Here is a 15,169-nt window from a genome sequence, read left to right on the forward strand (position 1 = left end):
CTCACTCCTCTCCTCGCCGGTTAAATCCGGTGCATAATATTGAAGATATCCTCATGCTGCAGCTTGATTTCCACACCGATGTCTTCCCCTACCTGCTGAAGCTCCTCCACAATCTCCTCGAAGGACTTGCTGGGGGCAGAGATGTCCACGATCATCATCATGTTGAAATAATCCTGCACAATCGTCTGGGAGATGTCCAGAATGTTCAGATTGTGCTCTGCGAGGTATGTACACACTTTGGCGATAATGCCTACCTTGTCTTTTCCGAGTACCGTAATAATCCCCTTCAATTGAAAAGCCTCCCGTTATCCATGGTCTGAAATCTTCGCTCATTGCCGCATTAACGGAATGAACGATTTTAATTATTATGTCAAATCAAGGATAGGTTATCAACCAAAGCTTTTGTGTCGGGCTGATCAGAGATTTGAGCCTGCATTTTCCTGAGGGTATAATAATGTTGACACTTGATGTGAAATATGATTTATTTGAGTTTTGAACGATAAGCTGGATATAAGGAGCTATTATGACAACGAGAAAATATAAAGAGCTGGTTGAAGAGCGCACGAGAGAAACTCTGCAAAAATGGTCGGAACAGTCAGCAGTCGAGGAGAAGGATATTTACCGTTTCCTGCATAATTTGAAGGGCACCTCGGGCACTGTGGGTCTCGATACCGTAGAGGCTTTCTCGGGTAATGCGCTGCTCTATTTCTCGGATGATAACCATAGAAGCTGGACGGAAGCAGAATGGGGCGATTATATCTATCCGGTGCTGGAGCTCTTTGACGAACCGGAATCGAAAGGCGCGGTGCCCCCGTTGACTCCCGGGATTACATTGTCCCACGGCAATGTCCACCAGCAGTACGAGATTCTGATCGTGGACGATGATGTGGAGCTGGTTGCTTTTTTGCGGGAATCGCTGGAGCGCCAGTCCTATTATGTCAGCATTGCGCTGTCGGCCGGACGCGGACTGAAACTTTTTTATGAAACGAAGCCGGATTTGATCCTCCTTGATATTCTGCTGCCGGACCGCAGCGGGATCGATGTGCTGAAGCAGATTATCGGCAAAGCCAAGAAAGAGCGGATCCCGATCATTATCATCAGCGGCGAGCATTCTATTGAGGTTCAGAAGTATGCCTATTCGCTGGGTGTTATGGATTACATACAGAAGCCAGTGGACATCGATTTGTTCCTGGTGCTGATCAAGAACCGCTTTGAGCTGAAAAAGGAGTGGCAGGAATCGATCATTGTCGACGAGCTGACCGGGGCGTTCAACCGCAAGTACTTCAACCAGACGATGAAGCAGCTGATCGCCGATTTCAGACGGACAGGCCGGACCTTCTCCCTCGCTCTGCTGGATCTCGATCTGTTCAAGCAGGTTAATGATACTTACGGGCATCTGATGGGGGACGAGGTGCTGCAGAGCTTCTCGGAGCTGGTGAAGCAGTCCATCCGCACGGAGGATACCTTCTGCCGCTATGGTGGCGAGGAATTTGCCCTGTTCATGCCCAATACTCCTGCGGAGCAGGCGCTGCTTGTGATGGAGCGGATTAAGGAGGTCTTCGCGGCCCGGGAATTCCAGGCCAAACGTGAGAGCTTCCATGTTACCTTCTCCTGCGGAGTGACCGAGGTTAACGGAGAGGTGCAGGATGCCGATACATTAGTAGAGGAAGCGGATCTGGCGCTCTATGCCAGCAAGCATAACGGCAGGAACCAGAGTACCCTGTACAGCAAGGATCTGCTGCTGGGCCAGCGCGAGACGCTGCTTAATGTCATTATTGTGGATGATGATCCGCTGATCCGCAGAATGGTGACGACCCACTTCGCTGCCTGGCAGCCCGGGACTAACGCCAGAGTGAAGGTTACGAGTTACGCGGACGGCGCGCTTTTATTGAAATCGGACTGGTATGCTCCTGAAGAGAAGTATGTGATTCTGCTGGACGGCGTCATGCCGGGGCTTGACGGGCTTGAGGTGCTGGAGAAGATCCGCAGCGGCTATCCTGAGGTGAACATTCTCGTGATCATGCTGACCGGCCGCAATAACCAGCGGGATATTGTCCATGCGCTGCAGATGGGGGCGGATGATTATGTCATTAAGCCGTTCCATCTGCCGGAGCTGCTGACCCGGATTGAGCGTCTGGCCCACCGGTTTCTGTTCTAAATGCAATGCATCCCAAGCAGGGATGACTGAAAGGTGAGAGTGAGCTATGGTACAAAAGGTACTGATTGTAGATGATGAAGAGGTTCTGCGCATGCTGATTGAGGATACGCTGGAGGATCTCGAGAATGTGGAGACCCATACTGCCGAGAATGGGGGCGAGGCGCTCGCCAGGCTGGCGGCAGAACCTTACGACCTGGTGATTCTGGATTACATGATGCCCGTCATGACCGGCATTGAAGTGCTGTGCGAGCTGGACGGGGAGCTGAAGATCCGGACGCCGATTATGATGCTGACCGCCAAGGCACAGGAGATGGACCGTAACCGGGCCAGGGAGGCGGGAGCCCGTTATTTCATGCCCAAGCCGTTCAGCCCGATGGAGCTGCTGCAGCTCGTGGAGGATATTCTGAGTGAGAAACCTTAAGCTTAAGGACCGGAGCATCAAAACGAAATATTACCGGATTCTTCTGCTGCTGTTCGTTGCCATTATGGCCGGAGGAATCGGGCTTGTCTTCTATATCAATGCCCAGCAGGAACAGCTGGATCAGAAACGTGAAGTGCTGCAACATAAGACGGCGACGATCAACGAGCTGGCGGTGACGCTAAGCGAGGTCTTTTTCCGGGCGAGAGGTTATGTGGCTACTCAGAGTGAGAACGAGCTTGTGCTGCTGAACGCTGCGGTTAAGGGGCTTGATGGCATTTTGGAGCAGTATTCCTCCCTGAAGCTGTCGGCTGAAGAAGTCCGGTACAGAGATGACCTCAAGGTGTTCTATGAACAGTACAAGAGCCAGACCCTGCCTGAAGTGATGCTCTTAGTGAAGAATAATGATTACGAGGGAATCCGGAACCTGTCCCAAAGCGGCAGTACCCGGGCTGTGAACGAATTCCTGAGCTACACGAAGCAATTCAAAGCCAATTCGGATGCGCTGCTGAATGAGCTGAACTCCCGCTCCATCAGGCAGGCGGATACGTTCACTTTTGTTGCTTTTCTGCTTAGCACCCTGCTGTTGCTGTTCTTCACGCTGCTGATCTGGCGGATGCTCAAAATTATCATCGATCCGATTGTGAAGCTGGAGGAAGCAACGAATTCGCTGGCGGCCGGTGATGCGGTTCTGCTCGGTAAGCTGCATAAGCAGGATGAGATCGGGCGGCTCTATGAGGCCTTCCTGAATATGGCCCATAGCATCCAGGATAAAGAGGAAGAGCTCATGATGCAGAATGAAGAGCTGCACGCCCAGCAGGACGAGCTGCAGGATCAGCAGTACAGACTGGAGCGGTCACTCAGTGAAATCGAGAGCATGATGAAGGCGCTGAATCAGACCTCTGCTGTCGGCATTCTGTCGAACAAAGGCGTGTTCACTTACGCGAACGATAATCTGAGCATCTACACAGGGTACAAGAGCTCCGAGGTTATCGGATACACCTACCGGTTGTTTGAGCTGCATAATATTTCGGAATCCCAGGTGGAGCAGATGATCCGCAAGCTATCGACCGGCGGAGTGTGGAGCGGAGAGACGGAGCTGAAGGCCAAGGAAGGTTCGCCGCTCTGGCTGCAGCTGACAATCATGCCTTATCTGAACGATGAAGGCCAGATCTACCAGTATATCCTGATTGCTAATAACGTCACCTCGATGAAGAATGTGCAGCAGGAGCTGGCGGAGACGCTGAAAAGCACGGAGCAGACATCCATGATGCTGGAGCTTAACAATCAGCTGAATCATGAGATCACCTATACGCTGGACAAGCAGGAATTTGCCGACAAGTTCAACCAATTCATGAACCGTCTGTACTCGTTCGACTCCAGTCTTTTTCTGCTGGTCAAGGATAAGATAGCGGTGGTCAAAGGGGTTCCGCCGGAGAATGTGGAGCGGTACATCGGTGAGGGCAGCAAGGAGATTCTGTACCGCCTGAGCGTGGAAAAGTCGTATATGGTGAAGCGGGTGGGCTCTGTCAGAGAGCAGGGAATCTCCGCCAATGAGGTGTATTGTTACGACTACTATACGACTGTGGTGAATGCGGAGGATGAGATTCTGGCAGTCTTCTGCGGAACCCGCATCGGGCATCCGTTCACGGAGGAAGAGACCGACGAAATCCAGGGGATGATGAACCGGGTCGCCCTGGCCATTGAACGCCTGTTCATGTACGAGGAGATTGAGAATGGCCGCAAGCTGAATCAGGATATTGTGAACAATGTCAATGAGGGCATCCAGTTCGTTGGCACGGACGGCGTCATTCAGCACATCAACAAGGCGCTCAGCCAACTGTTCAGCTATGAGGACTGGACGGAAGGCATGCTGATTCCCAAGGAGCGCTGGATGGAGCATTTCACCCTCCGGGTGAATGAATCGGAAGAGCTGGGTCGTTTTTACCAGAAGGCGATGTCCGAGCATACCACAGACTCCAGTGCGATGAAGTATTCTATCGGCAAGGAAGACATGAAGCATGTGGATGCCTATGCCATACCGGTCTTCCGCCGGGAGGTCCGGGTGGGGACGCTGTTCGTCCACCGGGACATTACCCGTGAGTATGAGCTGGATCTGATGAAGTCGGAGCTGGTCAGCACCGTCAGCCATGAGCTGCGAACGCCGCTGTCGAGTGTACTGGGTTTCACGGAGCTGCTCTTGTCCAAAACGATGAAGCCGGAGAAGCAGCTGAAATATCTGGAGACGATTCATAAGGAAGCCAAGCGTCTGACGGAGCTGATTAACGACTTCCTGGACCTGCAGCGGATGGAGTCCGGCACACAGCTGTATAATGTGGAGAAGGTGAACCTTAGCGAGACGGTCCTGAGTGTCATCGATCAGTACAAGCTGAGCGGCACCCACCATATTCTGCTGGAGGACGAGGCGCTGAATCCCGAGGTTGAGGTAGACAAGGATAAGATTATCCAGGTGCTGACCAACCTGCTGAGCAATGCGATCAAGTTCTCGCCGGGCGCAGGTGAGATTAAGGTCATGCTTCATAACGAACCGGGATCGATTATGGTACGGATTCAGGACCACGGACTCGGGATTCCGAAGAATCAGATCGGGCAGCTGTTCCAGAAATTCCGCCGAGTGGACAATAGTGCCTCTAAGCGGATTGGCGGTACAGGTCTCGGGCTGGCGATCTGCAAGGAGATTATTGAGAAGCAGAAGGGAACGATCGGGATTGAATCCGTGGAAGGCGAAGGCTCGACGGTATGGTTCCGTCTTCCGGTGATGCAGGCAGAGACCGGCCACCCGGAGGAGGAGCCTTCCCATAGATGGAGTGCGGGCAAGGAGCAGAAGCCGGATGTGATGATTGTGGAGGATGATTACAGCCTGTCATTGCTGCTCTCGGAGGAGCTGAAGGGCAAGGGCTTCCGGGTCACCCATCACTATCATCCGCAAAAAGCTTTTGACCAGGCTGTCAAAACGCCCTTCGTAGCGATCGTTGTCGATCTGATGCTGGGCGATGAGCTGGACGGCTGGGATCTGATCCGCATGCTCAAGAACGATCCCCGGACCGAGAAGGTGCCGATTGTCATCTCCTCGGCGCTGGATAAGGACGATAAGAGCATGATGGACAATGTGCAGAAATATCTGACCAAGCCCTATCCGCCCGGCGAGCTGTCGGGTACGCTTCAGGAGATTGTGGACATTCAACTGAAGACAGGCGAGGTGCTGTTCCCGGATAACGGTGAGGCCGGGCATGGAGCGGCGCTTGGTGAGGGTTAGAGTGAGTGCTGAGTGAGAGCTGGAGTGAGCGTATAGTGAGTGCTTAGTGAGTACATGGGTAGTGCAATAATATGATGGATTATAGTTAGTGCGCAACAAGTCTCTTTCGGGGGGCTTGTTTTTTGTATGCTGGGGGGTCTCTAGGGTGGGGGAAGGGGATAATGGGGAGCGAAAGGCGAACGTGGGGACGGGGCCAAAATGTATGCTAAAAAACCGAGACACAATGTGCTTGGAGGAAGGCGCGTGGCCGAATGTATGTGGGAAACAGCATACATTTGCTGCTGTGCCAGCGTATGTGCCGAATGTAATCGGAAAACCGATTACAATGGGCCGGGTGGAGGCGCGTGGTTCAAATGTAAGTGGAAAACCGATTACAATGGGCTGGGTGGGGGCGTTTAGGCCAAATGTAATCGAAAAACCGATTACAATGCGCTCGGTGGGGGCGCGTGGACCAAATGTATGTGGAAAACAGCAGATATTGTGCTCCAAACTGGGCAGCGGCCGAAGGGCCAAATGTTCACCCCAGCAACGACAAAGCTTTGAGTTCTAGTCTTAAGTATCCCTGCAAAACTTGCTTTAGAGTGGACTCTAAGGGTTATAGTGAATATGAAGCAGCCAATCTAGCAGGAGTGAAAGGGAGGAATTGCGATGAAGTACAGTTATTTGGGTAAATCGGGGTTAAAGGTCAGCCAGTTGTGTCTGGGGACGATGAATTTCGGACCGGAGACGGAGGAGAAGGAAGCCTTCAGAATTATGGATGCGGCCCTCGATGCGGGCATTAACTTCTTCGATACGGCGAATGTGTACGGCGGCCAGGACCGGCGGGGCTGGACGGAGGAAATTATCGGCCGCTGGTTTCAGCAGGGCGGCGGACGGCGTGAGAAGGTAGTGCTGGCCACCAAGGTCTACAATGACATGTTCGACGAGCAGGACGGTCCCAATTCCGGCTCAGGCTTGTCTGCCTACAAGATCAGACGCCATTTCGAAGGCTCGCTGCGGCGCCTGCAGACCGATCATATTGAACTATATCAGATGCATCATATCGACCGGAACGTATCGTGGGACGAGCTGTGGGGCGCATTCGAGATCCTGGTGTCCCAGGGCAAAGCCGATTATATCGGCTCCAGCAACTTCGCAGGCTGGCATATCGCTGCTGCCCAGGCGAAGGCCAAGGAGCGCCATTTCCTAGGCCTTGTCTCCGAGCAGCATCTCTATAACCTGCTGGAACGGACGCCGGAGCTGGAAGTGCTGCCTGCCTCACAGGAGCTGGGCCTGGGTGTTATTCCGTGGAGTCCGCTGGCCGGAGGCCTGCTGGGACGCAATGCGCTCGCGAAGACCGGGGTGCGCAGCGCCCGTTCGGCCAAGCTGGAGCAGCACCGCAGCCAGCTGGAGCAGTTCTCCGCGCTCTGCAAGGAGCTGGGCGAGCATGAGGATCAGGTCGCTCTGGCCTGGGTACTGGCGAATCCGGCTGTGACCGCACCGATTATCGGGCCGCGTACGATCCAGCAGTTCGAGGACTCCCTGCGGGTGACCGAGATTACGCTGGATGAGGCCACACTGAAGAAGCTGGACGAGATCTTCCCGGGACCGGGCAAACCGGCACCGGAAGCGTATGCCTGGTAAGCGAAGCCAACGAATGTTAACCATTTCTGTGGTAAGCGGGGTTTGGAACCCAGCACATCCCGCAGCAGCTGAATGATACGAAATCATCTAACCAATAACAGCCGGACTGTCCCTGACGGGATGGTCCGGCTATATTTTTGTAAGTATCCAGATGAATATGGTAGACTGATTCTGTGACAAACAGTGACCTTGACCACGGCCTTGACTGTTACTATGACCCTGATCATGAGTTGAACAACTAGAGAAGATAGGGGAACTGCCGATGCTTTTTTATCTGATAGCTGTCTTCGTCCTGATGCTAGATCAGGCGACCAAGTGGATAGTGCGTACCCATATGGAGCTTGGGGAGATGCTTCCCTCCTGGACGCCGCATTTGCGGTTTGTATACTATGAGAACAGCGGTGCGGCCTTCAGTTCATTCCAGGGATACGGGAAGTATTTTGCTATTGTTGCCGTGATTTTTGTAGCAGCAATCTTCTATTACCGGCGTCAGGGTAAAATCCGCGGCCCCCTGCTCGAAGCTGCCAGCGGCTTCCTGGTTGGCGGGGCTGTCGGCAATGCCATTGACCGGGCACTTTATCACCAGGTTACAGATTTCCTGGTCTTCGGGAATCATGGCGGGATTATGAATCTGGCCGATCTGGCGATCAATGCCGGTGGCCTTCTCATTCTAATCTACCTGCTTGTGGACCATTTCCGGCACAGAGCAACCCGCAGACTATTATAAATGGCAGGCAAAGACATCTCCGGTCTATCATTTTATCTAATGCAACTTATCATAATTAGTAATGAACCCGGCTAAATCAGAGCATTTTACTATGATTTAGTCGGGTTTTGTGCATTTTATGCAAGTATTTACCTTTTAAAGAACATTATTCCTGTTATAAGATTCGTTGATCGTTTGCCGGTATTGTGTTAGCCTGAGTTCATGATATTAAGAGGAAAGAAGATTGCACGCTAAGGAGAGGTCGATATTGTTGCAACTACAAGTTACAAACAGTCCTTTTAATGAGAACCAGGCAGAGCTGCTGAATCAGCTTCTGCCCACGCTGACACCTTCACAGCAGGTATGGTTAAGCGGGTACTTATCTGCCCTGTCGCTGCAGGGTAACCAGGGATCAAGCGTCCAGGCCGTATCCCCCGCTGCTCCAGCAGTAGTAGCAGAGTCGACAACAGCCGCTTCGCAGCAAGCATCGCGTGAAGTGACCGTATTGTTCGGCTCCCAGACCGGCAACTGCCAGCGGCTCGCCATGAGCCTCTCCCGCAAGCTGGAGGAGCAGGGCTTCAAGGTCACAGTGTCCGCGATGAACAGCTTCAAGCCGAATGGATTGAAGAAGACAGAGAACCTGCTGCTGCTGGTCAGTACCCATGGCGAAGGGGAACCGCCGGATAATGCCCGGGCCTTCCATGAATTCCTCTACAGCAAAAGAGCGCCGCAGCTTCCAGGCTTGCGCTTCTCGGTACTTGCGCTGGGCGATACCTCCTATGAATTCTTCTGCCAGACCGGCAAAGACTTCGATCAGAAGCTGGAAGAGCTGGGTGCACAGCGGCTCAGCCCGCGTGTAGATTGCGACCTCGATTATGATGAGCCGGTGGCTGAGTGGTTCGGCCAGGTCATCAGCGCGCTTAACGGCGCACAGAATGCTGCAGGAATTGCGGATGCAGCGGTTCAGGCTGCGGAGAGCGCAGAGTCGCTGGAATCCGCCTATTCACGAAATCATCCTTTCCATGCCGAAGTACTGGAGAATCTGAATCTGAACGGCCGCGGCTCAGACCGCGAGACCCGCCATCTGGAGCTGTCGCTTGCCGGATCGAATATTACCTTTGAGCCGGGGGATTCCCTTGGCGTCTATCCCGAGAATCACCCGCAGCTGGTAGAAGATATCATTGCCGCTATGGGCTGGGATGCGAATGAACGTGTTCCGCTTAACAAGAAGGGGGAAGAAGGCTCTCTGCAGGAGGCGCTGCTGCGGCATTACGAAATCACGGTGCTGACCAAGCCCCTCCTGGAACAGGCTGCCGGGCTTACCTCCGCACCTGCCCTTAAGGAACTGCTGGCCCCTGAGCGGCAGCAGGAGCTGAAGGAGTATATCCAGGGCCGGGATCTGCTGGATCTTATTCAAGACTATGGACCCTGGGATGCTCCGGCCAGTCTCTTCGTGACCATCTTGCGCAAGCTTCCGGCCCGTTTGTATTCCATTGCCAGCAGCTACAATGCCAACCCTGATGAAGTACACTTCACGGTGCGGGCTGTGCGTTATGAGTCACACGGGCGTGAGCGTTACGGCGTCTGTTCGGTACACTGTGCTGAGCGTGTACAGCCGGGTGCCACCTTGCCGGTATATATCCAGAACAATCCAAACTTCAAGCTGCCTGCTGATTCCAGTGTACCGGTCATTATGATCGGTCCGGGTACGGGCGTTGCCCCGTTCCGTTCCTTCCTGGAGGAGCGTGAAGAGCAGGGAGCTGAGGGTCCAACCTGGCTGTTCTATGGAGACCGTCATTTCGTTACAGACTTCCTCTACCAGACGGACTGGCAGCGGATGCTGAAGGACGGTGTCCTCAGCAGGCTGGATGTGGCCTTCTCCCGCGACACAGAGGAGAAGGTGTACGTACAGCACCGTATTCTGGAGCAGAGCAAGGAGCTGTACCGCTGGCTGCAGGAAGGGGCGCATGTATACGTATGCGGGGATGAGAAGCATATGGCCCATGATGTGCATTCGGCACTGATTACAGTGATCCAGGAAGAGGGCGGACTAAGCCCGGAAGCGGCTGCCGCCTATCTGGAGACCCTTCAGCAGGAGCAGCGTTACCAGCGGGATGTCTATTAAGCGGGATTCAAGCGGAGAGGAGAGAATCAGCAATGGCAAACAATGAACCAGCGGTGAAGCCGATTGGCGGACCACCGAGTGATGTTGAACATATCAAGCTGGAGAGCAATTATCTGCGCGGGGCGCTTGTCGAGACCCTCAGCAATCCGATTACAGGAGGGCTGCCGGAGGATGACAACCGGCTGCTGAAATTCCACGGCAGCTACATGCAGGATGACCGCGATCTGCGCAGTGAGCGGGAACGCTCCAAGCTGGAACCGGCTTTCCAGTTCATGCTGCGGATAGTAGCGCCCGGCGGTGTGGCGTCTGCGGCACAGTGGCTTGTCATGGATGAGCTGGCCCATAAGTACGGCAATGGGACACTGCGCCTGACGACGCGGCAGGCTTTTCAGATGCATGGGGTGCTCAAGTGGAATCTCAAGAAGACAATCAGAACGATCAACGACACTCTGATGACTACACTTGCGGCCTGCGGTGACGTGAATCGTAATGTGATGAGTGGTCCGAACCCGTATCAGTCGGAGGTTCATGCCGAGGTTCAAGAGTGGGCCAACAAAATCAGCGATCATCTTGCCCCGCGTACCCGCGCGTATCATGAGATCTGGCTGGACGGGGAAAAAGTCGTGGACAGCAAGGTGGTTGAGCCGATCTATGGTCCGGTCTATCTCCCCCGCAAATTCAAAATTGGCCTGGCGGTGCCTCCATCCAATGATGTAGATGTATTCTCCCAGGATCTGGGCTTCATCGCCATTCTGGAAGACGGCAAGCTGGCCGGCTTCAATGTCTCGGTTGGCGGTGGTATGGGGATGACACACGGCGATACGAATACGTATCCCCAATTGGGCCGGATCATCGGCTTCTGCCGTCCGGAGCAGATGATTGATCTGGCGGAGAAGACGGTGACGATCCAGCGGGATTACGGCAACCGTTCGGTCCGCAAGAATGCCCGCTTCAAGTATACGATCGACCGGCACGGGCTGGAGTGGTTCAAGGGAGAGCTGCACGAACGGCTGGGTTGGACGCTGGAGCCGGCGCGCGACTATCATTTCGATCATAATGGCGACCGGTACGGCTGGGTGAAGGGGATGGACGGCAAATGGAACCTGACGCTCTATATCCAGAGCGGACGGATTCAGGATCAGGAGGGCTACCCGCTGATGACCGGCTTGCGCGAGATCGCCAAGATTCACAGCGGAGACTTTCGGCTGACCCCAAACCAAAATCTGATTATCGGCGGTGTGACCCAGGCGAAGAAGCGCAAGATTACGGAGCTTGCCAAGCAATACGGTCTGACGGACGGTGCCCATCATTCTGCACTGCGCAGAAGTGCGTTGTCCTGTGTAGCCCTGCCGACCTGCGGGCTGGCTATGGCGGAGGCGGAGCGATATTTGCCGCACCTGCTCGATAAGCTGGAGGTTATCATAGATGAAGCCGGGCTGCGCAATGAAGAGATTATAATCCGTATGACCGGCTGCCCTAACGGCTGTGCCAGACCGGCGCTCGGCGAGATTGCTTTTATCGGAAAAGGTCCGGGCAGATATAATATGTACCTGGGCGCTGGCTTTACAGGAGACCGGCTGAACAAGCTGTACAAGGAGAACATTGACGAGCGGGAGATACTGGACACCCTCGGGCCGATTATTCATGGTTATGCCAGAGAGCGCATTGCCGGTGAGCACTTCGGCGATTATGTGATCCGCAGCGGGTATGTCAAGGCGGTTACTTCGGGGCTCAATTTCCACGACTAACGGCTGATGCCTGGCGGTCTGCATATGCCGTAGTTAACAATAACTTGTACAGATTAGCCTTCACGGGAATGCAAATCATGAGCCTGTTTTCTGGTGTTTTTGCGGGAGACAGGTTTATTTTGTTTGTTTATTTGGATTTTCGGCGGTTTTCTTTCATAATATAGAGTAGTAATACCCCATTATAACCAAGAGCCATTATATATAGTGAGTAATGGATTCTGTACAGAAGAGGCGAATTGAATGATCATTATGAAATCGATGGAAGAGATTGAGAAGATGCGGGCAGCTGGCAAAATCCTGGCAGAATGCCACCGGCAGATTGCCGGGTTGATCAAGCCGGGAATTACGACCTGGGAGATCGACCAGTTTGCCGAGAAGTTCATCCTCTCCCAAGGAGCAACCCCGGAGCAAAAAGGCTATCACGGTTACCCGTATGCCACCTGTGCATCTGTGAATGATGTCATCTGTCATGGCTTCCCGAAGCATGAGGAGCTGAAGGATGGAGATATTGTAACGATTGACATGGTAGTCAACCTGAATGGCTGGCTGGCGGATTCGGCTTGGTCCTACGGAGTGGGTACAATTAGCGAGCAGGCGGAGAAGCTGCTGGCGACGACCAAGGAATCTCTATTCAAAGGTATCGAGCAGGCTGTAGCCGGCAACCGCATAGGCGACGTAGCGCATGCTATCCAGGTCTATGCCGAATCTAACGGTTATTCCGTCGTCCGGGACTTTATCGGTCACGGGATTGGCTCGGAGATGCACGAAGCGCCTGAAGTGCCTCATTACGGCCCGGCCGGCAAAGGCCCGCGCATTAAGGAAGGCATGGTGTTCACCATTGAGCCCATGCTCAACACTGGCAGCTACCGGACCAAGGTGGATGCAGACGGATGGACTGCACGCACTATTGACGGAGGCCTGTCAGCCCAGTATGAGCATACACTGGCGGTAACTCCGCAGGGGACGATTATTCTGACAGAGCTGTAAGGCTGAGCTTCAGCCTGATAATTTCATGCAATTTGTAAGGATTAACCCGGACTGTGGTCATGTTTTCATGCCGCAGACCGGGTTTTTCTGTCTAACTGTGTCGGAATTCACGGCTTGACTCTTTTTTATTGCATATAATGGGTAGACTTTAATGCTGAATAGAATAGAGGCTTGTGTAATGGCAACCGATAAACCGTGTAAGAATCTGCATCGCTCCCCGAGTCCGGCGCAATGTATGGAGCATTATGGCTGCATCTATGAGAACAATCATCTCATTACGTTGCTGGTGGACCCGGAGAGTGGCGGAATTACTGATGCGAACCGGGCAGCCTGTGAGTTCTACGGCTATAGCATCCGGCAATTCAGGCAACTCCGGATCTGTGATCTGGCCGCTGACCGGACTTCGGGGGTTCAGGAGTTTGTGGATAAGGCGCAGCCTGAAGAGATGGACGGGAAGAACCGTGTGTTCATCGACCGCCATATCCTGGCCGGCGGGGAGCCCATTGATGTGGAGGTTCATACCGGCATGATGATGATGCTGGGTAAGAATTGCGTGTACACCGTAATTCATGATATCAGCGAACGGGTCCGCTCGGAGCAGCGGCTCAGAGAAAGCGAGGAGCGGTACAGGGATCTGGTCGAGCTCTGCCCCGAGCCCATCCTGGTCTACAGCGGGGGCACGATCCTGTTCGCCAACAAGCAGACTGAGAGGATGTTCGGCAATCCGAAGCAGGAGCTGATCGGCCGAAGGATCGAGGATTTCTTCGAGGAAGTGTACTTCCAGAGTGCGGAGCATAACAAGCTGAAGACAACAGGTCTCCTGAAGGAACGCTTCCGTATTGAGCAGCGGCTGATCAGGCAGCAGGACAACCGCATCTTTGACCTTGAAATTTCGGGCGTGCCGGTTATTTATGAGGAGACCAAGGCGCTGCAGCTGGTGTTCAGGGATATCACCGAGAGCAAGAGGGAGATGGAGCGGGCGGTCCGGCTTCAAGAGCACCGGCATGCGGTATCCTTTCCGCTCTCCAGCAAGGCGGTTCTGGAGAAGCTCTACATTCCGGCCAGAACCTTAAGCGGTGATTTCTTCATCTTCCATAAAGTCAATGAAGAGCAGGTCATCGGCTTCATCGGCGATGTGACGGGGAAGGGGATTACGGCCGCGCTGAATATCTCGGCCCTGCGGGTACTGTTCATGGACAGCCTGTCCTGTACACAGGACCCCGTGCAGGTGTTGAACGATCTGAATTCCAAAGCGCTGCAGCATCTGGGTGAGGATTATGTCGCCGGCTGCTGCTTCCTGCTCGACTTCAAGACAGGAGAGCTGAAGGCTGCCGGAGCCGGGATTAATGAATTTCTCTATGTCCCCCGGGGCAGGGGCATGGAGAGGGTCACCGTTAAGGGGGCACCGCTCGGCATGTTTGAGAGCAGTGAGTTTGAGGAGAAGATCCTCCCGTTCGAGTCCGGAGACCGCTTTTGCTTCTATAGTGACGGAATGGAGCTGCTGTTCAGCACAGAAGAACTCGGGCGGGAGCAGAGTTATCTTCTAGAGAAGTTTGCCGGGGCTGCTTTGCAGGACGACTGCACCTGGCTCAGCCTGAATATCAAGTGACGGCCGGGGAGCGCTGCTGCTGTAAGACCAGGGAAGAGAAGGCAGAGAGTGCAGAGTGTCAGCGGGAACATCAGCAGTGCGGCGATTTCAGAATTGTTAAGGAGTGGGCCATGGAAGCTATTCATAAGGAAGTGATGCTTCACGGTCTGGAGCATCATCAGATGATCATTGACGGAATTATTCGGGAGCTTGACCTCGAAGCCTATGCTTTTGATATCCGCCTGATTCTGATCGAAGCGGTGACCAATGCCTATTATCACGGGAACCTGAGCGATTGCAGCAAGCCGATTACCATCCGATATCTGTTTATGGATCAGCTGCTTAAGCTGCAGATTGAGGATTCGGGGGCCGGGGACGGCAAGGTAGTGTTCCCGGAGGCTGTCGGGTGTGATGAATTGCTGGAAGAAGGGGGCCGGGGCTTGTATCTGATCCGCTGCTTCTCGGACAGTGCTGAGATGATACATCATACGATGTACATCAGCAAGAGTATCTGTTCCTTATAGAGTCAAGAAGGGGAG

At 53.8% G+C, this 15,169-nt stretch carries 11 protein-coding genes; 10 read left to right on the plus strand and 1 reads right to left on the minus strand.

Annotated features, from left to right (window positions below):
• Positions 1–20 precede the first annotated feature (20 nt).
• Positions 21–290, minus strand: coding sequence for an ACT domain-containing protein (locus MHH78_RS14720; protein ID WP_036700808.1), 270 nt, complete (start codon positions 288–290; stop codon positions 21–23).
• Between the two features lie 233 nt (positions 291–523).
• On the opposite strand from MHH78_RS14720, the gene MHH78_RS14725 reads away from it, so the two are divergent.
• The 10 genes from MHH78_RS14725 to MHH78_RS14770 all read left to right on the plus strand — a co-directional run bounded on the left by MHH78_RS14725 (position 524) and on the right by MHH78_RS14770 (position 15,154).
• The gene (locus MHH78_RS14725) at positions 524–2,158 is read left to right on the plus strand and encodes a GGDEF domain-containing response regulator (protein ID WP_341167817.1); all 1,635 of its coding nucleotides are present in this window, start codon (positions 524–526) and stop codon (positions 2,156–2,158) included.
• Positions 2,159–2,204: 46 nt separating this feature from the next.
• Positions 2,205–2,579 (plus strand): response regulator, encoded by a 375-nt coding sequence (locus MHH78_RS14730; RefSeq protein ID WP_341167818.1) that lies wholly within the window; start codon positions 2,205–2,207, stop codon positions 2,577–2,579.
• Positions 2,566–5,853, plus strand: coding sequence for an ATP-binding protein (locus tag MHH78_RS14735; RefSeq protein WP_341167819.1), 3,288 nt, complete (start codon positions 2,566–2,568; stop codon positions 5,851–5,853). Before MHH78_RS14730 ends, MHH78_RS14735 begins: the two co-directional genes overlap by 14 nt.
• 648 nt (positions 5,854–6,501) lie before the next feature.
• The gene (locus MHH78_RS14740; protein WP_036733015.1) at positions 6,502–7,476 is read left to right on the plus strand and encodes an aldo/keto reductase; all 975 of its coding nucleotides are present in this window, start codon (positions 6,502–6,504) and stop codon (positions 7,474–7,476) included.
• A 262-nt stretch (positions 7,477–7,738) separates the two neighbouring features.
• On the plus strand, positions 7,739–8,203 hold the full coding sequence (gene lspA, locus MHH78_RS14745) for a signal peptidase II (RefSeq protein WP_341167820.1): 465 nt from the start codon (positions 7,739–7,741) through the stop codon (positions 8,201–8,203).
• Positions 8,204–8,453: 250 nt separating this feature from the next.
• Entirely contained in the window at positions 8,454–10,307 is a 1,854-nt protein-coding gene (locus MHH78_RS14750) for an assimilatory sulfite reductase (NADPH) flavoprotein subunit (RefSeq protein WP_341170333.1), read from the plus strand.
• 32 nt (positions 10,308–10,339) lie between these two features.
• On the plus strand, positions 10,340–12,055 hold the full coding sequence (cysI, locus tag MHH78_RS14755; RefSeq protein WP_340951761.1) for an assimilatory sulfite reductase (NADPH) hemoprotein subunit: 1,716 nt from the start codon (positions 10,340–10,342) through the stop codon (positions 12,053–12,055).
• Positions 12,056–12,295: 240 nt separating this feature from the next.
• A complete protein-coding gene (map, locus tag MHH78_RS14760) occupies positions 12,296–13,042 on the plus strand; it encodes a type I methionyl aminopeptidase (RefSeq protein ID WP_036733023.1) in 747 nt (248 codons plus the stop codon).
• 178 nt (positions 13,043–13,220) lie between these two features.
• Complete coding sequence (locus tag MHH78_RS14765; RefSeq protein ID WP_341167821.1) at positions 13,221–14,651, plus strand: PAS domain S-box protein; 1,431 nt, start codon at positions 13,221–13,223, stop codon at positions 14,649–14,651.
• 110 nt (positions 14,652–14,761) lie between these two features.
• The gene (locus MHH78_RS14770) at positions 14,762–15,154 is read left to right on the plus strand and encodes an ATP-binding protein (RefSeq protein ID WP_341167822.1); all 393 of its coding nucleotides are present in this window, start codon (positions 14,762–14,764) and stop codon (positions 15,152–15,154) included.
• Positions 15,155–15,169: the final 15 nt, after the last annotated feature.

The sequence above is a fragment of the Paenibacillus sp. FSL H3-0333 genome (assembly GCF_038002805.1).
Classification (GTDB): Bacteria; Bacillota; Bacilli; order Paenibacillales; family Paenibacillaceae; genus Paenibacillus_AQ; species Paenibacillus_AQ silagei.